We start from the raw sequence: 24,662 nt of genomic DNA on the forward strand, positions 1-24,662 counted from the left end.
ACGTTGCGGCGGCCGACGGAGCTGTCCTCGCCGAGCCGGGGCAACCATACCGGGCGACCGCCCCGCTCCTACAAGAAGCGTCCAGGAAACGGGCGCAGACACGCCGATTTCACCCGCGATGCCACGGATGTCCGACGTGCGGCGTCAGCCGTCGGCGCGCGACAGCCCCGCCTTGATCTGCGTCGTCGAGATCTCCGGCGTCCGCGCGAGGTACACCACCTCGCACTGCTCCTTGAGGAAGTCGAACTTCCCCTCCCAGTCGTCACCGATGACGAACGTGTCCACGTGGTACTTCTCCACGTCCGTCGTCTTCTGCTCCCAGCTGTCCTCCGGGATCACGAGGTCCACGTACCGGATCGCCTCCAGCATCCGACGACGCTCCTCGTACGAGAAGTACGACTTCTTCCCCTTGCCCGCGTTGAACTCGTCCGACGACAACGCCACGATCAGATAGTCGCCCTGCGCCTTCGCACGACGCAGCAGCTCGATGTGCCCGTAGTGCAGCAGGTCGTACGTGCCGTAGGTGATGACTCGCTTCATGAACTCATCCTTGGTCGAGGTCGTACTGGACGTCATGGCCTGCGACGCAGCCTAGACCGCGCGCGGACCCGGCAGGTGACGCGCCGCGACCCCGGCCGGTCGTGGGACCGGCCGGGGCCGCGGGAGTCGCCCGGGCTCAGAGGCTCAGGGGGACTCGCTCTCAGAGGCCGAGGGCGTTCTGGAGGGGCTCCAGCGTGAAGTAGACGACGAACATCGCGCCGGCGACCCACATCAGCGGGTGGATCTGGCGCACCTTGCCGAGCGCGAGCTTGATGATGACGAAGGCGATGAAGCCGGCGCCGATGCCGTCCGCGATGGAGTACGTGAACGGCATGAGGATGATCGTGAGGAACGCCGGGATGGCGATCTCGACGTTGCGCCACGAGATGCCCGCCACCTGCGCCATCATCAGGTAGCCCACGAAGACCAGGGCAGGCGCCGCGGCCTCGTAGGGCACCAGGGCGACGACGGGCGACAGGAACGTCGCGAGCAGGAACAGGACGCCGGTGACGACCGCGGCGAATCCGGTGCGGGCGCCGGCGCCGACGCCCGTCGTCGACTCCACGTACGCCGTGTTGGACGACGTGCTGCCGACGCCGCCCAGGACGGCGGCGAGCGAGTCGGCCACGAGGATGGCGCGGGTGCGCGGCGGGTTGCCGGCCTCGTCGAGCAGCTTGCCCTCCGCGCCGACGGCGACCATGGTCCCCATCGTGTCGAAGAAGTCCGCGATGAGCAGCGAGAAGACGATGAGGACCACGGACACGGCCGCGATGTTCTGGAACGACCCGAGCAGGGAGAACTGACCGATCAGGCCGAGGTCCGGCGTCGTGACGACACCGCTGAAGGTCGGGGCGTTGAGGTTGAAGCCGTTGGGGTTGCCGCCGCCCTTGGTGCCGATGTGCAGCGTGTTCTCCAGCACCACCGCGAGCGCGGTGGCCGTGATGATCGCGACCAGCATGGCGCCGCGCACCTTGCGCACGAACAGCACGATGGTGAGCACGAGGCCGACGACGAACACGAGCATCGGCCAGGTGCCGAGGTTGCCGAGCGCGACGACGGTGCCCTCGCCGGGCACCACGAAGCCGGCGTTCACGAGGCCGACCAGCGCGATGAACATGCCGATGCCGACGCTGATCGCCGTCTTGAGCTCCACGGGCACGGCGTTGAACACGGCCTCCCGGAACCCGGTGAGCACGAGGACGAGGATGATGATGCCCTCGATCACCACGAGACCCATGGCGTCGGCCCAGGTGACCTTGTCGATGCTGGCGATCGAGTAGGCGACGACGGCGTTGAGCCCGAGGCCCGCGGCCAGGCCCAGCGGGTAGTTCGCGAAGACGCCCATGACGAGGGTCGCGACGCCCGCGACGAGGGCCGTCGCGGCGGCCACCATGCCGAGCGTCTCGGGCGTGGCCTCGGCGCCGCCGCCGAGCACCTGCCCGGTGCCGTCCTGCACGGTGCCGATGATCAGCGGGTTGAGCACGATGATGTAGCTCATCGCGAAGAAGGTCACCAGACCGCCGCGGATCTCCGCGCCGATGGTGGAGCCTCGCTCGGTGATCTTGAAGAAGCGGTCGATCGCGCTCAGCTCGCCCTGGGGCGGCGCGGTGGTCTGGTTCGCCATGAGCAGAATCGTGCCAGATCTTGTGAAGGCCTCCTGCACGGAAACCGGTCCGTGACACGGAATTCACGGCGCGGCGACGTCCCGGGGCGACGGCCCTCAGTACGCCCCGCGCCCGCTGACCACGGCTTTCGCGGTCCGGGCGAGGATGAGGAGGTCGCCGAACACGGTCCAGTTCTCGGCGTAGAACACATCGAGCCGCACGCCCTCCTCCCAGGTGAGGTCGGACCGGCCGCCCACCTGCCACAGCCCGGTGAGGCCGGGCTTGACCCGGAGCCGGCGCCGCACCCGCGACTCGTACTGCGACACCTCGGCGGGCAGGGGCGGGCGCGGGCCGACGAGGGACATCTGCCCGGCGAGGACGTTGAACAGCTGCGGCAGCTCGTCGAGGGACAGACGGCGCAGGACCTTGCCGACGGCGGTGACGCGCGGGTCGTCGTGCAGCTTGAACAGGACGCCGGAGCCGTCGTTCTGCTCCGCCAGCGCGGCGAGCTCGGCGTCGGCCCCCACGCGCATGGACCGGAACTTCAGCATCCGGAACGTACGCTCGTCGCGGCCGACGCGGTCCTGCGAGTAGAGGACAGGCCCCGGGCTCGTCAACCGGACGGCGAGCGCCACCACGACCATGAGCGGCAGCAGCAGCGCCGTGATGAGGACGGCCCCCGTCCAGTCGACGACGGACTTGAGCACGTATCGCGGCCCGGTGAACCGCGGCGCGTCCACGTGCAGCAGCGACACGGACTGCTCGGGGGTGATGGTGATGCGCGGCCCGGCGACGTCGGCGAGCTCCGCGGTGAGCATGAGGTCCACGCCGACCGGCTCGAGCTCCCACCCGAGCCGGCGCACGACGTCGGCGGTGATGGCGTCCGAGCCACTCACGGCCACGCAGTCCGCGCCCACCTGCGCCGCCATCGCGCCGGCGGTGCGCAGGTCGCCGAGCACCGGCACCCCGAGGATGTCCTCGCCGGGGCGCACGTCGTCGGTCGTCGGGACGCAGACCCCCACGACGCGGTAGCCCGACTGCCGGTCGTTGAGCTCGTGCACGAGCCGCTCCACCTGGTCCTTCAGCCCGATGGCGAGGACCTGGGTGACGCAGCCGCCCTTCCGCCGCTGCCGGTGCAGCCACCCACGGCACACCCAGCGGCCCACGAGCAGGGCGAGGACACCGGTCGGCACCGCGACGAGGAGGAACGTGGACACGCCCGGCCGGGCCACCACCAGGCCGAGCAGTGCGAGCGGCGCGACGAGCCGCCAGGACGCGTCGAACACCCGCTGGTACTCGGCGGGCCCGGACGCGAACACCCGCACGTCGTAGGCGCGGGCGAGCCACAGGCTGGCGAGCCACGCGGCGACCAGCACGGCGACCGACAGCACCTGGTCGCCGAGCACCGTCGGGGTCACGCTGTCGCGCACCACGGCACCCCGCGCGACGGCGGCGACGAGCGCCGTGCCGACGACGACCACGACGTCGCTCCGTACCAGACGGCGACGGTACGAGGCCTGCCAGGACCCGGCGCGGAAGGAGTCGCGCACCTCCTTGACGCGGGCAGCGCGGGCGGCGGCGGTGCGCGACCGGAGGGGCTGGCCGGTGTCCGGGATCGTGATCACGACGGCCTCCTTCCTCCGGGCCGGCCGCCGCATCCTCGCGCGGCGGCGTCACCAAGGTAGGAGCGTCGGAGGGCTCACCGTGACCCCCCGGCGACCCTTTCACCCCGCCTTTCACCCGAGCGCGTTTTCACCCCCTGACCTGCACTTTCACCCACTCTTCAGCCGTCGGTCCGCGTCATGGTCCGGGTGCCCGGGGACATCGCCGCCCGGGGCCACGGACGCGCCATAGACTGGGGCCGTGCCCTCGCTCGTCCGTCTGCTGACCCATCCCGAGGAGCGCCGTCCCGGCCCCCCGCCCCTGCGCGTGGACCTGCGGCGCGTGATGCTCGGCGGCATCGGCCTGTGGGCGGTCGCGCTCGTCGCGACGTTCGTGATGTTCATGCTCGACCGCGGCACGCTCGAGGCGGTCGTGACCTGCGTGGCCGGCATCCTGCTCGGCGGCGCCGGCCTGCTCTGGGAGCGCCGGCACCGCGACGAGTACCGCGGCGAGGGCTGAGACGCCCGTCAGCCCCAGGCGGTCGTGACCCACAGCTCGGCGGCGCGCTCCGGTGCGGCGAGCACGGTGGCCAGCAGGGCGGCGCGGTCGGGCCGCCCCAGCAGGTCGGCGAGCGCGGCGGCCAGGCCGGCACGGTCGGTGGCGTGCGCGCGACCCTCGGCGTCGACCCACCACGGCACGGGCCCGCCGGCGACGGACAGGCGCCCGTGCTCGAACCACGCGCGCGGCAGGCGGGGGTCCAGCGCCGCGACACGCTCGTCGAGCGCGCGCTCGACCCCCGGACCGTCGGGAGACGGCAGGCCGTCCTCCCCCACGACGGGCAGGTCGAGCAGGTCCGCGACGGCGGCCACCTCGGCCTCGGGCACCGGCAGCACCGCGCCGAGCACGGCCCAGCGGGCGGTCCCGGCAACCTCGACGTCGTCGGCCAGGCGCACGACGACGTCGCTCGCGTCGAGCGCGGGCAGCCGGTCCGGGAGCGGGTCGAGGGCGCTGGCGCGCGCGCCGGGCGCGAGCCGCACCGCGAGGCCCGCGAGCCCCCGCCACACCCCCAGCGCGACCGGCAGGGGCACGGACGTGCCGGGCTCGGGCAGCCGGTCCAGCGCGGCCGGCCAGTCGAGCGGGTCCAGGCGGTCGAGGCCGTCGACGACGCCGAGCGCGCGGCGCGCCTCCGGGTCGAGGGCGGCCACGGCGGGCGGCGGGGGCGGCAGCAGCGGGACGCCGTCGTGCGCCGCGAAGGGCGCGCCGAGCCGGTCGCGCAGCCACCACGCCGTGTATGACGGGGCGCCCGCGACCGGGGTCACGAGGGCCCGGCGGGCGTCGGGGTCGGCCACCAGCGCGGCCAGCACCCCGGCCCAGGGGTCGCCGTCGGCCTGGTCGTCGTCCTCGTCGCTCGGCACGTCGACCGCGTCGAGGTCGGCCACGGCGTCCACGTCGCCGACGTCGACGCCCGGCCCCACGCGGTCGGCGAGGTAGCGCAGGTAGTCCTCCCAGCCGGAGAGCCAGCCGGCCGGGTCGTCGGGCCCGTGCTCCGGCTCGGGGTCCGCCGGGTCGGGCGTGAGGACGTCCGCGACCCGGTAGACACCGACGCCGGCACGCACGCCGACGGCGGTCAGCAGCGGAGGCGTGTAGTACGCGAGCGCGGCGCGCGTGACCGGCGCCAGGCCGGGCATCCCCGCGGCCCACGAGCCCGGGAGCACGGCCTCGCGCGCAGGGCGCATGCCGTCCTCCGTCGGCACGGGCAGCTCGCCGAGCCAGAAGGGGAACGCGTCGCCGCCGCCCGCGAGCGCGAGCCGGGCCAGCGCCAGCACGTTCTGCACCACCTCGCGCGGGCTCACGTCCACGGGGCCCACCAGGGTCGGCCCGCCGACGCCCGGCGCCTGGGGCACGTCCGCCGCGCCGTCGAGCAGCGCCTCCGAGGCCGCGAGCGCGAGGGCCCGCACGCCCGGGTCGTCCAGCAGCGCGCGCGGGCTCGTGGACGTGGCGCCCGCGCGGACCAGCAGCGGGTGCGCGGCGTCGGGGTGCACCACCCGCACGCCGAGGGTGCGCGCGACGGCGGCGAGCGCGGGGTCGTCGTCGTCCTCCGGCAGCACGACCGTGCCGCGCACCCCGGACGCCGTGCGGCCGTCGGCGAGCGGCACCCGCGCGCCGGCGAGCGCTTCGAGCAGCCCCGGGTCGGAGGCGTACAGCTCCAGGGCCGCGCACACCGCGTGCCACCGCGCGGGCGGGAGGCCGCCGGGCAGGTCCGCGACGACGTCGGCGAGCGTGGTGGGCGTCGCACCGAGGCGGCGCGCCACGCCCTGCTGCGCCGTGGTCAGGGCGACGAGGCCGGGCACGACGCCGGCCAGCACGGCCACGAGCCCCGGGTCGTCGCCCGCCGCGCCGACGAGCACCGTGGCGTCGGCCGGCGCGACCGCCCCGGCTGCCATCGCGTCGTCGGACGGCTCCTCCGTGCCGCGCGGAGCGGGCAGCAGGGGCGCGGACCGCAGGGCGTCCAGCGCGGCGTCGCGCACGGCGGCGTCGAGGTCGCCGGCCGGCATCCCGCCGGGCACGAGCTCCAGCACGTCGGCGCCGCGCTCGGTCGCGAGCCCGGCCAGCAGGTCCGCGTACGCGCGACCGGCCTCGGTCGCGACCCGGTCGGTGAGGGCGCCCGGCAGCACGCGACGGCGCCCCGGGTCCACGGGGAACGACGCCACGAGCAGCGCGGGGAACGTCAGCGGCACGTCGGTGGGCGTCGGCGCGTGCAGGACGCCGCCCTCGGCCGCGCCGCCCCGGACCGTGCCGCCGTCGCGGCGCACGGCCCACGCGACCGACCAGCGGGACCGGCGCTGTTCCCGCGGCAGGTCCGCGACGGCGTCCTCGTCGACCGCGCCGGAGCGCCGCAGCACCACCCACCGGTCCTCGAGGTCGGCGAGCACCCGCGACGCCGTCCCCCCGTCGTCGCTGTGAGCGGACGTTTGGCCCCGTTCCGAGTCCGCAACGGGGCCAATCACCCGCTCACAACGATCGATCGTCACCGAGGCGAGCGCGGGCAGGGCCAGCAGCAGCGCGTCGTCGAGGGCGTCGAGCTGCGCGCGCACCGCGTCCACGGCCGCGGCGTCGCGCAGCACCAGCTCCACAAGGGTGTCGTAGGCCTCGTCGTCGTCCGCCGCGTCCTCGCCCAGCGCGGGCGCGGGGAACGGCAGCCGCAGCACGGGCAGGTCGTCGCCGCGCCCGGCGACGGCGTCGCGCAGGGCCGTGCCCGCGGGCGCGACGTCGGCGAGCAGGTCGCGCGTCGCCGCCAGCGAGAACCGCACGCCGCCGCCCCGCGAGCGCACGGTGACCTCGTCGGCCACGGCGCGCACCGCGGCGAAGCCGACGCCGAACCGGCCGACCTGGGCAGCGGGAGCACCCCCGTCCGGCCCGTCGTCGGCGCCGGGCGCGGTCTTGGCCGACGCGCGCAGCGACGCGAGCGACGCGACGCCGTCCGCCGTCAGCGGGGCGCCGGTGTTGGCGGCGACCAGGGTCGCGACGCCGCGTGGGTCGCCCGCGGGCAGGTCGGTCAGGCGCAGCCGGAGCCGCCCGGGCACCCCGGCGCGCGCGGCGGCGTCCTGGGCGTTCTGCGCGAGCTCCACCACCACGCGGTCGCGGTAGTAGCCGCGGGCGTGGTCCTCCTCCGCGTTCGCGTCCTCCCGGAAGCGCGTGCCCGACCCGAGCCACGCCTCCGTGACCGCGTGCCGCAGCGCGACGGTCCCGAAGACGTCGCCCGTCACTCGGCGTCGGTGCGCTCGGGAGCGGCGTCCGCCTCCGCGGCGTCGGTCGTGCCGTCGCGGGCGGCGTCGATGGCGGTGGCGGTGGCGGACGCCGGAGCGTCCGTCCGCGGAGCCCGGCGCTCGACCGTCACGGCCTCCACCCGGAGCTCGTCGATGAGCGGCGCGTCGGCCGGCCAGTCGCTCGGGGGGCGCGGGGCGTCGGTCTCCGAGTGCGCGCCGCAGCCGTGGTCGAGCGAGACGACCTTGCCGTCGTCGGGCGACCACGCGTTGGCGCAGACGCCGAAGAGCTGCCCGAGCGGCCCCTGCAGCGGCACGAGGAAGCCGCAGCTCATGCACTCGGCGGGCGACGCGACCGCGCCCGGCGCCGTCGGCCCGCGCGACCCGCGGTACCAGCGCTCCGCGGCCTCGTCGCGGCCCTGCGGGGACAGCACCCGCTCGCGCGCGAGGGCGAGCTCGTCGATCGCGACGGAGTCGAGCTCCTCGTCGCCGGTGGCCTTCCACCCGGGCTCCAGGCGCGGGTCGTCCGCCTTGAACGGCAGCGTGTCGCCGGGGCCGATGTCGCCCGGGCGCAGGCGCTCCGCCCACGGCAGCCAGGCCGGGGCGAGCAGCGCGTCGTCGCCGGGCAGCAGCTCGACCTCGCACACGGTGGCCACGCGGCCGCGCGGCACGCGCGCCAGCGTCACCGTCCAGTGCCAGCCGCGGTAGCCGGGCATCGTGGCCGCGAACCGGTGGGACATGAGGCGCTCACCCTCGGCGACGGTGCCCAGGTGCTCCCCGACGTCCGACGGCGACGACGCACCCTCCTGCGCGGCCTCGCGGGCCAGGTCGACCGCGCCCAGCAGGACGGCGTCCTTGCGCGCGCGGGAGCTGACCCGCGTCGTGCGTGCGGGGGCGTCTGCGGCAACGGTCACCATGTCGTGGTCCTCTTCGTGCTCGTCATGTCCTCGTCTCGGGCCCTCGACCGGGCGGGCGCGCCGGTCAGGAGTCGAGGTCGTCCGCGACGGCCCGCAGCAGCGTCGCGACGCGCTTGCCGGCCGTGGCGTCCGGATACTTGCCCCGCTTGAGCTGGTCGCCGACGCGGTCGAGCACCTTGATGAGGTCCTCGGTGATGGCGGCCATCTCCGACGGCGCCTTGCGCCGGGCCTTCGCCACCGACGGGGCCGGGTCCAGCAGCGTCACCGAGAGTGCCGAGGGTCCGCGGCGGCCGTCGGCCACACCGAACTCGACCCGCGCGCCCGGCTTGACCCCGTCGACGTCCGAGGGCAGGGCGGAGGCGTGCAGGAAGATCTCCCCGCCGTCCTCGCTGGCGATGAAGCCGAAACCACGCTCCGCGTCGTACCACTTGACCTTGCCGGTGGGCACCTGGACCTCTTCGTGCTCGTCGTCGACTGCGGTACCGCGCCGGTGCGCGGAACCTGACCCGGCCGCCCGGGCGCACGCCCGGCTCCGGCCAGACGCTCAGGCTACCGGCCGGTGCCGCCCGACGTCGCATCGGTCCGCCGTGCCCGACGCTCCCGTCGCGCGGTGGGGACGGTCAGGAGATCCCGAGGTCGGCGGCGAGCCGCCGGGCGACGGCGTCGTACCACTGCCCGGGGTCCTCGACGGAGCCGACGAGGTGCCCGAAGAGCTCGAACGACACCGTGCCGAACAGCGTGGTCCAGGCCATGAGCGTGCGCGTCACCAGCTCGGTGGGCGCGTCGGCGACGATCCCCCGCTCCGCGACGAACTGCCGCGCCGGGTCCACGAGGTCGCGGACGTCGGGGGCGCCGTCCGGCGCGGGCCGCGGGGTCGCTCCCGCGTCGTGGGCGCGCGCCACGACCGTGACGAGGACGCGCACCACCCGCGTCGCCGGGTCGACGGTGTCGCGCGGGGCCGCGTACCCGGGCACGGGCGTGCCGTAGAGGAGCCCGAGCTCGGCGGGGTGCTCCACGGCCCAGTCGCGCAGGGCGTGGCACGCGGCGAGCCAGCGGGCGGCGACGTCGTCCTGGTCGGTGACCGCGGCGTCCGCCTCCTCGACGGCGGCGCCGAGCTCGTCGTAGCACTCCACGATCAGGGCGGTGAGCAGCGCGTCGCGGCTCGGCACGTACCGGTACACCGCCGAGGAGACCATCCCGACGTCGCGGGCGACGGCGCGCAGGGAGAGGGCGGCCGGGCCGTCGGTCGCGAGGCGTGCGCGGGCCGCGTCGAGGATCTCGCGGGTGAGGGTCTCGCGGGCGAGGGCGCGGGCGGTGCGGGGGGCGTCGGCCATGCGGCCCACCCTGGCATGCGAGAGCATCGCCCACAAACGAGAGCAGTGCTCTTGCTAGCCGGCGTCGCGCATGCCACGATCGGCACGACAGAGAGCACCGCTCTCGGAATGGAGCACCCGTCATGACCGACCGTCACCTGATCGTCGGCGCCGGACCCGTCGGCCGGCACGCCGCCGCGCTGCTCGCCGCGCGCGGCTCCGACGTCACCGTCGTCACCCGCACCGGCCGCGACACCGGGATCGCCGGCGTCGCGCACGCCGCCCTCGACGCGACCGACGCCGACGCCCTGGCCCGCGCGGCCGACGGCGCCGACGTCCTCTACAACTGCGCCAACCCCGGCGACTACACGCAGTGGGAGCGCGCCTGGCCCCCGCTCGCCGCCTCGTTCCTCGCCGCGGCCGAGCGGTCCGGCGCGGTCTACGCGATCACGGGCAACCTCTACCCCTACGGCCCGGTCGACGGCCCGATGACGGAGGACCTCCCCGACGCCGCCACCGACCACAAGGGCAGGCTGCGCGCGCAGCTGTGGTCCGACGCCCGACGGTCGTTCGAGGGCGGCCGGCTGCGCGGCGTCGTCGAGGTCCGCGCGTCGGACTACGTCGGCCCCGGGGTGGGCGGCAACGGGCACGTCTCGCGCGTGCTGCCCGCGGCGCTGCGCGGGCGGCGCGTCACGATGATGGGCCGCACCGACCTGCCGCACACGTTCACCGACGTGGGCGACGTCGCACGCACCCTGGTCGCCGCCGCCGAGGACCCCGGCGCGCACGGCCGCACCTGGCACGTGCCGAGCAACCCGCCGCGCACGCAGGCGCAGGCCCTGGCCGACGTCCTCGCCGCCGCCGGTCGCCCACCGGTGCGGGTCCGCTCGCTGCGCGGCCCCGCCCTGGCCGCCGTCGCGGCCGTCTCCCCCTTCATGCGCGAGGTCCGCGAGCTGATCTACCAGTGGGAGCGCCCGTACCAGCTCGACGACTCCGCCGCCCGCGCCCGCTGGGGCCTCGAGCCCACCCCGTGGGAGGAGGTCTGCCGCCGCACCGCCCGCGGCTGACCCCGCCCTGCTGCCGAACAGGCAGTTGACACCGTGATGGGCGCTCCCACGGCCCCATCACGGTGTCAACTGCCTGTTCGGCGAGGAGGGGGCGACGCGTAGCATCGATCAGATGGCCACCACGTCGCCCGGGAGCACGACGGAGGCCGACGTCGCGGGCGGCGCCGGCGCCACGGCCGCGCCCCGCACCTTCGCCGAGGCGGTCCGCGCGCGGGACGACGACGAGCTCCTCGCGCTGCTGCGCGCCCGCCCGGACCTGGCCACGCCGTCGCCGTCCACGCTGCGCTCCCTCGCCGCCCGTGCGTCGAGCCGCACGGCCCTCGAGCGCGCGCTCGCCCACGCCGACGCGCGGACGCTGCAGACGCTCGAGGCCGTCGTCGCGCTCGCCCCCGTCGGGGCGGTGACTCCCGGCGACGTGCGACGTGCGGTCGGTGCGGACGGCGACGCGACGGCGGACGGCGCGGACGCGGGGTCCGCCGTCGAGCGCGTGCTCGACGACGCGCTGACCGCCGCGCTGCTGTGGGACGCGGGCGAGCCCGGCCATCCCGACCTGCGCCCGGCGCCCGGGCTGGACGACGTGCTCGGCCCGCACCCCGCCGGCCTCGGCCCCGTCCGCCCGGAGACTCGTCCGGCGCCGGACGACGGCGCCCTACCCGACCTGCCCCGCGGCGGCCGCGAGGTGCTCGACGCGCTCGCGTGGGGCCCGCCGATCGGCCTCGTCCCCGCGCCGGGCACGACGGCGCGGACGGCGGTCGACGCGCTCGTGGACGCGCGCCTGCTGCTGCGCACGGACGCCCGGCACGTGACGCTGCCGCGCGACGTCGGGCTGGCGCTGCGCGGCGGGCGCACGCACCGCTCCCCCGAGCTGGCGCCGCCGCGCCCCGACGGCCCGGCCGTGCCGCAGGAGGCCGCCGACGCGGAGGCCGCGAACGCCGCGCTCGAGCTGGTGCGCCGCGTGGACCTCCTCGTCGCCGCGTGGGACGACACGGCGCCCCCGGTGCTGCGCAGCGGCGGCCTCGGCGTGCGCGACCTGCGCCGCACCGCGCAGGCCCTCGGCACCGACGAGGCGTCCGCGGCGTTCGTCGTCGAGCTCGCCGCGGCCGCGGGGGTCGTGGCCGACGACGGCGACGCCCCGCCCTCGTACCGTCCGACGACCGTCGCCGACGCGTGGGAGGGGATGGACGACGCCGAGCGGTGGGCCCTCCTGGCGACGGCCTGGGCGACGTCGCGCCGCACACCGTGGCTGGTCGGCTCGCGCGACGAGAAGGGGAGCCTTCGGGCGCCGCTGCACCCGGACCTGCACCGCGGCTGGGTGCCGCGGCTGCGGCGGCAGGTGCTCGACGTGCTCGCCGCGCAGCCCGGGACGGCCCTGGGCCCGGACGCCGTGATGGCGGTGCTGCGCTGGCACGCCCCGCGCACCGTGCCGCCCGAGCAGGCCGTGGCGGGGCTGCTCGCCGAGGCGACGCTGCTCGGCGCGACCGGCGCGGGCGCGCTCTCCGGGCCGGGCGCGGCACTCCGGGCGCACCTGTCCTCCCCCGCCCGCCCGTCCGACGCACGACCGACCCCGGTGCACCTCGCCCCCGCCGACCTGGTGGCGGCGATGCGCGACGCCCTGCCCGCCGAGGTGGACGAGGTGCTGCTGCAGGGCGACCTCACCGGCATCGTGCCCGGGCGGCCGTCGCAGGCGCTCGCCGTGCTGCTGGGGCGGTCGGCCGACGTGGAGTCGCGGGGCGCGGCGACCACGGTGCGCTTCTCGCCCTCCTCGGTCACGCGGGCCCTCGACCACGGCACCACGGCCGACGAGCTGCTCGGCGCGCTCGCCGAGCGGTCGCGGGTGCCCGTCCCGCAGCCGCTGGAGTACCTGGTGCGCGACACGGCGCGCCGGCACGAGTCGCTGCGGGTCGGCTCGGCCGGGTCGTACGTGCGCGCCGCGGACCCCGCGGTGCTCGCCGGGCTCGCGGCGGACCCGCGGCTCGCCCACCTCGGCCTGGTGCGCCTGGCGCCCACGGTGCTCGCCGCCGCCGTCCCCGCCGTCGAGCTGCACGACGCGCTGCGCGCCCGCGGGCTGCTGTCAGCGGTCGAGGGGCCCGACGGCCGCGTGCTCAGCACCCGCCTGCGCCGGCTGCCCCGCCTCGACCGGGCCGCCCGGGACGCGCGCCGCGGGCCGGTCGCCGAGCCGGAGGCGACGACCGACGACGCCCGAGCGAGCCTGGTCGCGCGCCTGCGTGCCGCCGACTCGGGCGACGAGACGGCCGTCGACCGCCTGGCCGGGCGCCGGGCGGACCCGGTCGTGCCGCCGCCCGTCACGTCCTCCCCGGCGGCGACGCCGCGCGCCCCGAACGGCCGGCCCCGCACGACCGAGCCCGGCGACGCGCTCGCCACCCTGCACGACGCGCTGCGCGACGGCCACCTCGTGTGGATCGAGATGGTCGGCGCGTCGGGCGGCCTCGAGCGGCGGGCGCTCAAGCCGCTGCGGCTCGACGGCGGACGGCTGCGCGCGCTGGACCCGGCGCGCGAGGCGGAGCTCACCGTCGCCGTGCACCGCATCGCCGCCGTCGAGCCGGTGGACGGCTGACCAGCCCCGGACCGCTCCGCACCGTGAGCCGGAACAACCGCGCCCGCCCGCGGCGTTGACACCCTGGATCGCCACCCACCCGATCGCCACCCGGAAGGAACCGCATGCCAGACGGCCCGCTGATCGTGCAGAGCGACAAGTCCATCCTGCTGGAGGTGGACCACCCCCGCGCCGACGACGCCCGCCGCGCCATCGCGCCGTTCGCGGAGCTGGAGCGTGCGCCGGAGCACGTGCACACCTACCGCCTCACGAGCCTGGGGCTGTGGAACGCGCGCGCCGCCGGGCACGACGCGGAGCAGGTCGTGAACACGCTCATCGAGTACTCGCGGTACCCGGTGCCGCACGCGCTGCTGATCGACGTCGCCGAGACGATGGGCCGCTACGGCCGCCTCACGCTCGCGACCCACCCCACGCACGGCCTCGTGCTGGAGGCCAGCGACCGCGCCGTGCTCGCCGAGGTGCTGAAGTCCAAGCGCACCGCCGGCCTGGTCGGCGAGCGCGTCGACGACCAGACCGTCGTCGTGCACCCGTCCGAACGTGGCCACCTCAAGCAGGTCCTGGTGAAGCTGGGCTGGCCCGCGGAGGACCTCGCCGGCTACGTCGACGGCGAGAAGCACGAGATCGCCCTCGCCTCCCCCACCCACCCGCGCACGCCCACGGAGCAGCCCAAGGAGTGGGAGATGCGCCCGTACCAGGCGCAGGCCGTGGACGGGTTCTGGCACGGCGGCTCGGGCGTCGTCGTGCTGCCCTGCGGCGCCGGCAAGACGATCGTCGGCGCGGGCGCGATGGCGAAGAGCGGGACCACCACGCTCATCCTCGTGACCAACACCGTCAGCGCACGCCAGTGGCGCGACGAGCTGGTGCGCCGCACCACCCTCACCGAGGACGAGATCGGCGAGTACTCGGGCTCCCGCAAGGAGATCAAGCCCGTCACCATCGCCACCTACCAGGTGCTCACCACCAAGCGGAAGGGCGTGTACAGCCACCTCGAGCTGCTCGACGCCCGCGACTGGGGCCTCATCCTCTACGACGAGGTGCACCTGCTGCCCGCGCCGATCTTCCGCATGACGGCGGACCTGCAGGCGCGCCGTCGCCTCGGCCTCACCGCCACCCTGGTGCGCGAGGACGGCCGCGAGGACGAGGTGTTCAGCCTCATCGGCCCCAAGCGCTACGACGCCCCGTGGAAGGACATCGAGGCGCAGGGCTACATCGCCCCCGCCGACTGCGTCGAGGTGCGGCTCACCCTGCCCGAGCACGAGCGGATGGTGTACGCGACGGCCGAGCCGGAGGACAAGTACCGGCTCGCCGCGTGCGCACCCGGCAAGAACCGCGTGGTGGAGCGGATCGTGGCGCAGCACCCGGACGACCAGGTGCTCGTCATCGGCCAGTACCTCGACCAGCTGGAGGAGCTCAGCGCGCACCTCGACGCGCCGCTCATCACGGGCGCGACGACGGTCCGCGAGCGCCAGCGCCTGTTCGAGGCGTTCCGCTCCGGCGAGATCGGCCGGCTCGTGGTCTCCAAGGTCGCGAACTTCTCCATCGACCTGCCGGAGGCGTCCGTCGCGATCCAGGTGTCCGGGTCGTTCGGCTCCCGCCAGGAGGAGGCGCAGCGGCTGGGGCGCGTCATGCGTCCCAAGGCCGACGGCCGGACGGCGCACTTCTACGCCGTCGTCGCCCGCGACACGGTCGACCAGGACTTCGCCGCCCACCGGCAGCGGTTCCTCGCCGAGCAGGGGTACGCGTACCGCATCGTCGACGCGGAGGACCTCGAGGCTCCCGACGCCGCGAGGTAGTCCGGCCCGTCGACGGCGTGCGGGCATGCGGCCGCCGTCGCACGGTGGCCGCATGACCCGTTTCGGCTACACCTTGATGACCGAGCAGGCCGGCCCGAAGAGCCTCGTCGAGTACGCGACGGGGGGCGAGCGGGCCGGCTTCGACTTCGAGGTCATGAGCGACCACTACTTCCCGTGGCTTCCCGCGCAGGGCCACTCCCCCTACGCGTGGAGCGTGCTCGGGGCGGTGGCCCACGCGACCGACCGCGTCGGGCTGATGACGTACGTGACCTGCCCGACCCTGCGGTACCACCCCGCCGTGGTGGCGCAGAAAGCCGCCACCGTGGGGCTGCTCTCGGACGGCCGGTTCACCCTGGGGCTCGGCGCCGGTGAGAACCTCAACGAGCACGTCGTCGGGGCGGGATGGCCCGCGGTGGACGAGCGGCACGAGCTCCTGGCGGAGGCGGTCGAGATCGTCTCCGCGCTGTTCACGGGCGACCTGATCAGCTACCGCGGCGACCACTTCCAGGTCGACTCGGCGCGGCTGTGGGACCTGCCCGACGAGCCGGTCGAGATCGGGGTGGCGGTCTCCGGCCCGCAGTCCGTCGAGCATCTCGCGCCCTTGGCAGACCACCTCGTGGCGACCGAGCCGAAGGCCGACCTGGTCGAGCGGTGGGACGCCGTCCGCGCGGACGGGGCGCTCCCCCCGTCGCGGAAGATCGGCCAGATGCCGGTCTCGTGGGACCCGGACAAGGACGCCGCCGTCGCCCGCGCGCACGAGCAGTTCCGCTGGTTCGGCCTCGGCTGGCCGGTGAACGCGAACCTCCCCACGACCGAGGCGTTCGAGCGGGCCACGGCCTTCGTCCGCCCGGAGGACGTGGCGGAGGCCATCCCCTGCGGGCCCGACCTGGACGCGGTGGTCGAGGCGGCCTCCGCCTACTGGGAGGCGGGCTTCACCGACCTCGCCCTGGTGCAGATCGGCGACGAGCGCCAGGCGCAGTTCCTCGAGGAGGCCGCCGGGCCGCTCCTCGAGGCACTGCGCGCCGCGGCGCCCTCGGACACCTCGGACTAGCGGCGGCCCCGTAGCCCGTCGTAGGCCCGCTCCAGGCCGGACAGCGCGGCCTCCCAGGCGTCATGGCTGCTCGTCGCCGGGTCGAGCGCCTCGGCGTCCGCGACCGCGCGCTGCAGCCGGGCGTACGACGCGGCCGTCACGTCGTCCGGGTCGACCGCCTCGGCCCGGGACAGCAGCGCGTCCACCTGCTTGACGACCTTCCACCGCAGCTGGTCGCCCGACGCGGTGAGCACGCGCAGGGCCTCCGCGACCTCGCCGGCCGTGGCGTCGGCGTCCGCGTCGGCGGCCTTCGCCGCGGCGAGGGCCCGCGCGAACACGGCCCAGTCGGCGGCGAGGTAGAGGTCGGCGTCGGCGGTGAGGTCGCCGTACCGGGCGACCGCCGCGTGCAGGGCGGTCTTGTCGACGGCGTACCCGAGCTCGAACCAGTCGAGGTTGCCCACGTAGGGCTGGCTCGCGGTGGGCGCGCTGTGCAGGGCGACATAGATGGCGTGGCTGCCCGTGAGCTCCTCGGGGAGCGGGACGGTCGTCGTCGCGTAGGTGCCCCAGCCCGACCCCGTGGGTGCGAGCGGGACTGTGACGAGCGGGTCGCCGGACATCGAGTCCGCGTAGAGGTCGAGGCTGCCCCCGGACACCTTGGTCGACGGCGCGTCGTAGCGGATGCTGACCGAGGCGGCGCGGTGCGTGCCGAGGTCCACGGCCGGGTATCGGACCCACGCGCCGTCCTTCGTCCCGGCGAGCTGCCCGCCCACCGAGCCGGCCTCCGTCTTGAGGTCGGCGCCCACGAAGTCGGTGCCGGCCACGAGCCCGGAGTCCGCCGCCCCCAGCGAGCCGTAGCCGCTGCGGACCGACTCGAACTGGACCTTGGTCGACGTCGCGACCGCGTCGGCCTCCGCCGCGAACTGGAACCAGTCGACGTTCGCGACCCAGCTCTGGCCCGGGGCGAGCGCGCCGGTGAAGACGAAGTAGACGTCCTCGGCGCCGTCGAGCCGCGCGGCCTCCTCCTGCGTGAACGTGTGCGTCAGCGCGGTGTAGTTGGACCACCCGTTCGTCGTGGGCAGCGCGACCGTCGTGACGAGCGGGCCCGTCGGCGAGCCGGTGCGCAGCTCCACGGCGGAGCCGGCCGACGCCGTCCCCGGGTTGTGGGAGTAGTCGATCGTCACGGAGTCGAGCGGGGCGCCGGAGAGGTCGAGGCCCCGGAACGCCAGCCACGAGCCGGGCGCGATGCCGCCGACGACCGTGCCGCTGCCGCCGCCCTCCGTCTTCAGCGTGCCGCCGGACCACTGGTCGTCGTCCTCCGCCTGCAGCACCCGGTAGCCGTCGCCGGCGATCTCGAGCCCGTCCACGGCGGCCCGGAGCACGGCGAGCGCCGAGGCCAGCGCGTACTCCGTCGCGTCGTCGTCGCCCAGCACCGACTCCGCGTCCGTGAGGGCCGAACCGAGGGCGTCGAACGACGCCGCGGAGTAGCGGTCGGCGGTCACGAGGCGCGCGTCGTCGACGAGAGCCCGCAGGTCCGCGCGGGTGGACGTCGCGGGCGAGATCGCGAACGGGTCGAGGGCCGTCGTGCCGGCGCCGGTGACCTGGGCGGCCGTGGCCCCCCGGAGGGCGTCGTCGGTCAGGCGCACCGTGAAGTGCGTGCTCGTGGCGCTCCGCAACCTGCCCTTGAACGTGACCTCCGCCGTCGTGTCGCCGGTCCGCGCGACCTGCGCGGTCACGCCGTCGTCGAGGCCGGGGAACGTGATGGCGCCCTGGAGCGCGGGGCGGTTCTTGCCGGCGAACGTCGCACCGCCTGCGAGCGTCAGGTCGACCGTGCTCTTGACGGCGCCCTTCGCGTCGGCGGTGAGCGTCGTGGTGCTCGGCGTCAGCGTGTACCCGTCGAAGCGGACCCGGAGCGTGAGCTCCCGGTCGGCCGCGGACGGCGCGGTGCCGGCGAACGCGTCGGCCGCGAGGGTGACCTCGAGGTCGTCGGTCGAGTCGTCGACGAGGTGCCGCGCGGCCCGGCCCTCGAGGGTGAGGTCGAGCGTGGCGTCCCCGGTCTTCGTCGCGCGCAGCCGCAGCCCCTTCGGCACCCCCGCAGCCCGGACCTGCGCCGTGACGTCGGCGCCGACCGCGCCGGCGAGCGTCGTGCCGCTCACCCGGACGGACACCGCCCCGTCGACGGAGCCGTCGTTCGCGTCCGACTCCTCGAACACGCGCGACGACGTCGAGACGGCGTCGTCCGGACGGTACAGGGAGCTGGGGACGTGGTCGACCACGGAGTCCTCGGCGACGCCGTCGGCGCCCCACGACGAGGGCGTCGCGCCCATGGTGAAGTGCAGGACGCCGCCCGCGTTCATCTCCGCCGCGGTGAGCCACGTGCGGTGCAGCGGCACCCCGTTCAGCGTCGCGTCCTGGATGTAGTGGTTCGCCGTGCTGACGCCAGGGGCCTCGATGACGAGGTCCTTGCCCCCCGGGTAGTGCACCGTCGTCCGGTCGAAGATCGGCGACGTGATCTGGAACGTGTCGCCGCCCGCCATCACCGGGTACAGGCCGAGCGCGCTGGACACGAAGTAGCCGGACATCGTCCCGGCGTCGTTGTCCATGGTCTCCAGCATGCCGTCGGGCGTGTTCTGGTAGACCCGCTTCTTCGACGCCGTGGTCGACGAGCCGTCGGCCGTGTAGCGGGTGCACACCGGCTCGGTGACCGTGCGGTAGGTGAGGTCCTGCGTCTGCGCCGGGTCGCCGACGTAGTTGAACAGGAACGGCGCGTGCACCGAGATCTCGTTGGCGTACAGGTGCAGGTTGCGGGAGCAGTCGTCGGTGTACGTGCCGAAGAAGTAGTTCACGGCCTTCGCGGCCTGCTGCTTGCCGCCCATCAGCTCGACCATGCCGCCGAGGTCCTGCGCGTCGTACCAGGCGTACTGCCACAGCGTGCCCTGGTAGAGGCCCGCGGCCTGCCACTTCTCGGGGTCCGTGGCGGTGAAGCCCGCGGCGTCGCTGTTCGACGAGCGCGGCATCAGCAGCCCGACCTGGTCCACGCCGGCGGCGGCGCCGGTCGCGGCCTTCGCGCGCGCGTCGTCGGTCAGGGCGTCGGCGTCGTACGCCTTCGCCCACCGCGCGGCCTCGGTGCGGTAACGGTCGGCGTCGGACGTCCTGCCGATCGCGTCGGCGATCACGGACAGGCCGTACGCGTCGTAGGAGTAGCCGAGCAGGCCGCCCGCGCGCGAGTCGAGGTTGGTCAGGCTGGCCGGGCCGCCGACCTGGGCGACGAGCGCGGGGTACGCCTGCGCGAGCCCCTGGAGCTGCGCGCCCTTGGAGATGGCGTCGGCGACGACGACCGGCGCACGCTCCCACCGGACCGTCGGCACCGACTGCAGCAGGCTGCCCACGCTCTTGCCGCTGGTCCCGACCTCGGCGTACAGGTCGACGAGCGACTGGACGACGTCCCGGTAGACGTCGGGGTACACCGACGCCACCGCCGCGTACTTGTGGAAGTCGTCCCACAGCGACCAGGAGTCGTAGTGGGTGTAGCCCTCCGCGCGGTAGATCACACCGTCGGCGCCGCGGTACGTCCCGTCGGTCGACGTGGCGTTCATCGGGGTGTCGGCGAGGCGGTACAGGTGCGTGTAGAGCTGGGTCTCGAGGTCGCCGGTCGGGTCGTTCGTGGTGCTCGCGTCGACGTCGACCTTGCCCAGCCGGTCGTTCCACTCGGCCTTGGTCGCGCTGCGGACCTGGTCGAACGTCTTGCCACCGACCTCCACGGCCGCGTCGCGCTCCGCCTGCCTGGCGCTGACGGGCGAAAGGGTGACCCGCAGGCCCACGTGCTCGCCCGCCGCCGCGTCGAAGTTCAGGACCGCGCCGATGTCGGTGCCGTCCTGCGAGGTGCGCGTGCCGCTCAGCCCGCCGCTCCCCCAGGTCTGGACCGACGACGTCGGGACGGTCGTCTCCGCGTAGTAGTAGAGCTTGTACGCGGAGTTGTAGAAGTAGCCGGTGAACGAGCCGGAGAGCGTGGTGTTGCCCTCGGGGCTCGTGCCGACCTCCAGGTCGGTCGCCCGGCGCCCGTTGCCGGTGTGCTGGAGGTCGACGACGAGCGACGCGTGGCCTGCGGAGCCGAAGGCGTAGTCGTGCACGCCGGTCCGCGTCGCGGCGGTCACCTGCGCGTCGATGTCCTTTCCGGACTCGTCGAGCCCCACGCGGTAGTACCCCGCGGTCGCGGACTCGTCCTTGGCGCCGTCGGCCGTGCGGATCGCCTTGTCGTAGCTGCTCGTGGCGGGCCGTGAGGTGTAGGTCCGGTAGGTCGGCACCACCAGCACGTCGCCGGCGCCGCCCCCGCCGCCGACGCCGTCGAGCGCGACGTTCGTGAAGCCCCGGAGCGTGTCCGCCGTGTACTCGTAGCCGACGTGGTTGCCGGGCGTCGTCGTCGGGGTGACGGTGGCGAGGCCGTACGGGGCGATGGCACCCGGGCCGTCCTGACCGTGGTCGCCCTGCGTCCCGATGAACGGGTTGACGAACCGCGTGTAGTCGGTCCCCGTTTCTTCCTGCGCGACGCTCGCCGGCGCGGCGAGGGGCGCGACGACCGCCGACGCCAGCAGGGCGAGAGCCGTGGGGACGGCGATCCGACGGAGATGTGGGGCCGGGGAGGTGCGGCGGGGCGTGGGGGCCGAGCGGCCGCTCGACAGCGCTGTCATGGGACGGATGATACGGAGCGACGACCGGGCGGTCAACGGTCGGTCGCACCCCGGCCCGGACCGCGATTGCGTCGCCCGGGGCGGCGCGACACGATCGGGGCGTGAATCCCCCTGCTCCTGCCGCCCGGCACCGCGGTGCCGTGGCCGTCGGCGCGTGCGTGCTGGCCCTGGCGCTGGCGTCCGCCGCCACCGTCCTGCCCGCCGCCACCGCCTCCGCCGTCCCCCCGCTGACCGAGCTCCCCAGCGAGATCACCGACCAGGCAGGGGTGCTCGACACCGCCGACGAGACGCAGGTGCAGACCGCGCTCGACGCCCTCGCGGACGAGACGCCGTACCAGCTGTTCGTGGTCTACGTGGACTCGTTCGACGGCGCCGACGGCCCGACCTGGGCGAACGCCACGGCGAACAACGGCGGGCTGGGCGCGAACGACCTGCTCCTCGCCGTCGCGACCGAGGACGACGCGTACGGGCTGTCGGTGGACAACAACGCCGCCATCACCGACGCGCAGCTCGACGCCGTCGAGGAGACGGTCGAGGACCACCTGCGCGACGGCGACTGGGCCGGCGCCGCGATCGCCGCGGCGGACACCGTGCGCACGGGCGGCACGACGGCGACCGGCGGGGGCGCGCCCTGGGGAGCGATCTTCGGCGTCGGCCTCCTGGTGATCGTCGTCGTGGGCGGCTGGCTCTGGTTCCGCTCCCGTCGCACAGCCGCGGCGCCGGCGGGACCGGCCGCCCCGGCGGACGCGCTCGCCGCGCTGCCCACGGAGGAGCTGGAACGTCGGGTCGGGACCGCCCTCGTCGGGATCGACGACGCCGTGCGCACCTCGGAGCAGGAGCTCGGGTTCGCGCAGGCCGAGTTCGGGCTCGAGGCCACCAAGGAGTTCGCGGCCGCGCTCGAAGCGGCCAAGGACGACGTCGCGCAGGCCTTCCACCTGCGCCAGGAGCTGGACGACGACGTGCCCGAGGACGAGCCGCGGCGACGCGAGCTGCTGGCCGGCGTCCTACGGCTGTGCGAGCGGGCCGGCACGTCGCTCGACGCGCAGACCGACGCCTTCGACGAGCTGCGCGCGCTCCAGCAGCGCGCCCCCGAGCTCCTGGACGAGACCGAGCAGCGCGCCGGCGAGATCGAGGCCCGGGTCGCCGTGGCCCGAGAGACCCTCGCCGGGCTCGCGGCCACCTACCCGTCGACGGCGCTCGCGTCGGTGAGCGGCAACCCGGAGCAGGCGACGGCGCTGGTCGCGCACGCCCGCGAGGCCGTGACCACCGGGCGCGCCGCGCTCACCGGCCGCACCCGGTCCGCGGCCGTCGCGCACCTGCGTGCCGCGCAGAACGCCCTCGGGCAGGCCGCCACGCTGCTGGACGCCGTCGACTCGGCGGGGGCGCGGCTCGCGTCCGCGGGCGCCGACCTCGACAAGGGCCTCGCCTCGATCGGGCAGGACGTGGCCGACGCGGCCCGCCTCGTCCCCACCGGCAGCACGGCCCCCGAGGGGACGGACCGGGCCGCCGTCGCCGCCGCGCTCACGGAGGCCGAGGCGGCCATGGCGCAGGCGCGCGACGCACGCACCGGCGGCGACCCGCTGTCCGCGCTGCACCGCCTCACCGCGGCCGAGGCGGCGCTGGACGCCGCGCTGGCGCCCGCCCGGGAGAAGGCGGAGTCGGACGCGCGCGCCCGCGCCCTCCTGCGGGACACGCTGGGCCGCGTCGACTCGCAGGTCCGCGCCACCCAGGACTACGTCGCCACGCGCCGGGGCGCCGTCGGGCCGGAGGCGCGCACCCGCCTCGCGGAGGCGGCCCGCCTCGTCGCCGAGGCGCAGGGCCTGCAGACCCAGGACCCGGCCGCCGCCCTCGAGCGCGCGCAGCTCGCCGAGCGGTACGCGGGCCAGGCGGCGCGGCTCGCCGAGCAGGACACGCGGTCCTGGGACATGAACCAGGGCGGGCGCTCCGGCGGCTCGAACGTGGGCGGGATGGTGCTCGGCGGCATCCTGCTCGACCAGGTGCTGCGCGGCTCCGGCGGCGGCATCGGAGGCGGCGTCGGCGGCCGTCGGCGCAGGGGCTACGGCGGCGGGTTCGGCGGGGGCTTCGGCGGCGGCGGGTTCGGCGGCGGCAGCGGTCGCGGGGCCGGCGGGCGCGGCGGACGATCGCGCGGGGGCCGCTTCTGACGACGGACCGACACGGAACTCGGCCGGGGCGACGGGCGTTCTGGCAGGCAGCGACCTCGAACATCACCGCAGCAGGGCGACGGAAGGAAGCACGACCATGACGCAGAAGCAGAGCATCCTCGGGCGTATCAGCCAGCTCGCTAAGGCCAACATCAACGCGCTGCTGGACCGGGCCGAGGACCCGCAGAAGATGCTCGACCAGCTGGTGCGCGACTACACGAACAACATCGCCGAGGCCGAGCAGGCGATCGCGCAGACCATCGGCAACCTGCGCCTCGCCGAGCAGGACTACAACGAGGACGTCCAGGCGGCGAGCGAGTGGGGCACCAAGGCCCTGGCCGCGTCGCGCAAGGCCGACGAGTACCGCGCCGCCGGCAACACGGCCGACGCGGACAAGTTCGACAACCTCGCCAAGGTGGCGCTGCGCAAGCAGCTCGACGCCGAGACCGACGTCCGGACCGCGCAGCCGATGATCGAGCAGCAGCGCGTCACCGTCGACAAGCTCAAGACCGGCCTCGCGGCGATGAAGGACAAGCTCGGCGAGCTGAAGTCCAGGCGCGACCAGCTCGTGGCCCGCCAGAAGGCGGCGCAGGCGCAGCAGACCGTGCAGGGCGCGATCAGCTCGATCAACGTGCTCGACCCGACCAGCGAGCTGGCCCGCTACGAGGAGACCGTGCGCCGCGAGGAGGCCATGGCGATGGGCCAGGCCGAGGTCGCGGCGTCGTCCCTGGACGCGCAGTTCGCCGAGCTGGAGGCCTCCGGCCAGGACATCGAGCTCGAGGCCCGGCTCGCCGCCCTCAAGGCCGGCGGCTCCGCGGCGCCGCAGATCTCCCCGGCCGACCCCGCCTGACGGAGCCCGCCTGACCGCCCGGGTGAGGGCGGGCGGATACGCTGGTCCGCATGTCCCCCGCCTTCACCGCCCCGGGCCCCGCGCCCGCTCCTGTCGAGCCCGCCGGGCGCCGCACCTACCTCCTGGTGGACGGCGAGAACATCGACGCCACCCTGGGCATGAACGTGCTGGGTCGGCGCCCCAACCCGGAGGAGCGGCCCCGCTGGGACCGCATCTCCGCGTTCGCGCAGAAGCTGTGGGAGCAGGACGTCGTCCCGCTGTTCTTCCTCAACGCGAGCAGCGGGCAGATGCCGATGGCCTTCGTGCAGGCGCTCCTGGCGATGGGCTACAAGCCGATCCCCCTGGCGTCGTCCGGTACGGAGAAGGTCGTCGACGTCGGTATCCAGCGCACCCTGGAGGCCCTGGCGGACCGGGACGGCGACGTCCTCCTCGCCAGCCACGACGGCGACTTCCTGCCCCAGATCGACGCGCTGCTCGGCGGCGAGCGCCGCGTCGGCCTCCTGGCGTTCCGCGAGTTCGTCAACGGGCAATTCACGCAGCTCACCGAGCGCGGCCTGCAGATGTTCGACCTCGAGGGCGACGCCGACGCGTTCACCACCTCGCTGCCGCGCGTGCGGATCATCCCGCTCGACGAGTTCGACCCGCTGCGCTACATCTGACCGCTGTGAGCGGGGGGTGTGGGGGGTTTTGTTGCCCGAACAAACGGGAAAAAAAACCCCCCCGAACACCAGGGGTAAGGAGCCTTTTTTAGGAGGGGGTG

16 protein-coding genes are annotated in these 24,662 nt (G+C 75.2%); 8 read left to right on the top strand and 8 right to left on the bottom strand.

Features of this window, described 5'->3' with window-relative positions:
- Nucleotides 1-144: 144 nt before the first annotated feature.
- The 3 genes from tagD to ACWF41_RS12730 form a co-directional block, all read right to left on the bottom strand.
- The gene (tagD, locus tag ACWF41_RS12720; protein ID WP_380321970.1) at nt 145-540 is read right to left on the bottom strand and encodes a glycerol-3-phosphate cytidylyltransferase; all 396 of its coding nucleotides are present in this window, start codon (nt 538-540) and stop codon (nt 145-147) included.
- Between the two features lie 160 nt (nt 541-700).
- Nucleotides 701-2,164: an NCS2 family permease gene (locus ACWF41_RS12725; protein WP_380321973.1), complete on the bottom strand. Its 1,464-nt coding sequence runs from the start codon at nt 2,162-2,164 to the stop codon at nt 701-703.
- Nucleotides 2,165-2,260: 96 nt separating this feature from the next.
- Complete coding sequence (locus ACWF41_RS12730; RefSeq protein WP_380321976.1) at nt 2,261-3,769, bottom strand: sugar transferase; 1,509 nt, start codon at nt 3,767-3,769, stop codon at nt 2,261-2,263.
- A 238-nt stretch (nt 3,770-4,007) separates the two neighbouring features.
- On the opposite strand from ACWF41_RS12730, the gene ACWF41_RS12735 reads away from it, so the two are divergent.
- The gene (locus ACWF41_RS12735) at nt 4,008-4,265 is read left to right on the top strand and encodes a DUF2530 domain-containing protein (RefSeq protein WP_380321979.1); all 258 of its coding nucleotides are present in this window, start codon (nt 4,008-4,010) and stop codon (nt 4,263-4,265) included.
- Between the two features lie 8 nt (nt 4,266-4,273).
- On the opposite strand, the gene ACWF41_RS12740 is transcribed toward ACWF41_RS12735, so the two are convergent.
- The 4 genes from ACWF41_RS12740 to ACWF41_RS12755 all read right to left on the bottom strand — a co-directional run bounded on the left by ACWF41_RS12740 (nt 4,274) and on the right by ACWF41_RS12755 (nt 9,761).
- Entirely contained in the window at nt 4,274-7,513 is a 3,240-nt protein-coding gene (locus ACWF41_RS12740) for a sacsin N-terminal ATP-binding-like domain-containing protein (RefSeq protein ID WP_380321982.1), read from the bottom strand.
- The gene (locus ACWF41_RS12745; protein WP_380321985.1) at nt 7,510-8,427 is read right to left on the bottom strand and encodes a DUF3027 domain-containing protein; all 918 of its coding nucleotides are present in this window, start codon (nt 8,425-8,427) and stop codon (nt 7,510-7,512) included. Before ACWF41_RS12745 ends, ACWF41_RS12740 begins: the two co-directional genes overlap by 4 nt.
- A 64-nt stretch (nt 8,428-8,491) precedes the next feature.
- Nucleotides 8,492-8,875, bottom strand: a complete 384-nt coding sequence (locus ACWF41_RS12750; RefSeq protein ID WP_380321988.1) for a cold-shock protein — start codon at nt 8,873-8,875, stop codon at nt 8,492-8,494.
- A 172-nt stretch (nt 8,876-9,047) separates the two neighbouring features.
- Complete coding sequence (locus ACWF41_RS12755; RefSeq protein ID WP_380321991.1) at nt 9,048-9,761, bottom strand: TetR/AcrR family transcriptional regulator; 714 nt, start codon at nt 9,759-9,761, stop codon at nt 9,048-9,050.
- A 122-nt stretch (nt 9,762-9,883) separates the two neighbouring features.
- On the opposite strand from ACWF41_RS12755, the gene ACWF41_RS12760 reads away from it, so the two are divergent.
- The 4 genes from ACWF41_RS12760 to ACWF41_RS12775 all read left to right on the top strand — a co-directional run bounded on the left by ACWF41_RS12760 (nt 9,884) and on the right by ACWF41_RS12775 (nt 16,226).
- A complete protein-coding gene (locus ACWF41_RS12760) occupies nt 9,884-10,807 on the top strand; it encodes an NAD-dependent epimerase/dehydratase family protein (RefSeq protein WP_380321994.1) in 924 nt (307 codons plus the stop codon).
- 112 nt (nt 10,808-10,919) lie between these two features.
- Nucleotides 10,920-13,382 (top strand): helicase-associated domain-containing protein, encoded by a 2,463-nt coding sequence (locus ACWF41_RS12765; protein ID WP_380323952.1) that lies wholly within the window; start codon nt 10,920-10,922, stop codon nt 13,380-13,382.
- A gap of 104 nt (nt 13,383-13,486) precedes the next feature.
- Nucleotides 13,487-15,175, top strand: coding sequence for a DNA repair helicase XPB (locus ACWF41_RS12770; RefSeq protein WP_380323955.1), 1,689 nt, complete (start codon nt 13,487-13,489; stop codon nt 15,173-15,175).
- A 52-nt stretch (nt 15,176-15,227) separates the two neighbouring features.
- Complete coding sequence (locus ACWF41_RS12775; RefSeq protein WP_380323958.1) at nt 15,228-16,226, top strand: TIGR03557 family F420-dependent LLM class oxidoreductase; 999 nt, start codon at nt 15,228-15,230, stop codon at nt 16,224-16,226.
- Here ACWF41_RS12775 and ACWF41_RS12780 read toward each other — a convergent pair.
- Entirely contained in the window at nt 16,223-20,890 is a 4,668-nt protein-coding gene (locus tag ACWF41_RS12780; protein WP_380323961.1) for a GH92 family glycosyl hydrolase, read from the bottom strand. The genes ACWF41_RS12775 and ACWF41_RS12780 overlap by 4 nt on opposite strands.
- Before the next feature lie 101 nt (nt 20,891-20,991).
- Between ACWF41_RS12780 and ACWF41_RS12785 the strand changes: the two genes are divergently transcribed.
- The 3 genes from ACWF41_RS12785 (at nt 20,992) to ACWF41_RS12795 (ending at nt 24,561) form a co-directional block, all read left to right on the top strand.
- On the top strand, nt 20,992-23,052 hold the full coding sequence (locus ACWF41_RS12785; protein WP_380323964.1) for a TPM domain-containing protein: 2,061 nt from the start codon (nt 20,992-20,994) through the stop codon (nt 23,050-23,052).
- A gap of 97 nt (nt 23,053-23,149) precedes the next feature.
- Nucleotides 23,150-23,902 (top strand): PspA/IM30 family protein, encoded by a 753-nt coding sequence (locus ACWF41_RS12790; RefSeq protein ID WP_380323967.1) that lies wholly within the window; start codon nt 23,150-23,152, stop codon nt 23,900-23,902.
- A gap of 50 nt (nt 23,903-23,952) precedes the next feature.
- Nucleotides 23,953-24,561: an NYN domain-containing protein gene (locus ACWF41_RS12795; RefSeq protein ID WP_380323970.1), complete on the top strand. Its 609-nt coding sequence runs from the start codon at nt 23,953-23,955 to the stop codon at nt 24,559-24,561.
- The last annotated feature ends 101 nt before the right edge of the window (nt 24,562-24,662 follow it).

Source organism: Isoptericola sp. NPDC055063 (assembly GCF_053608125.1).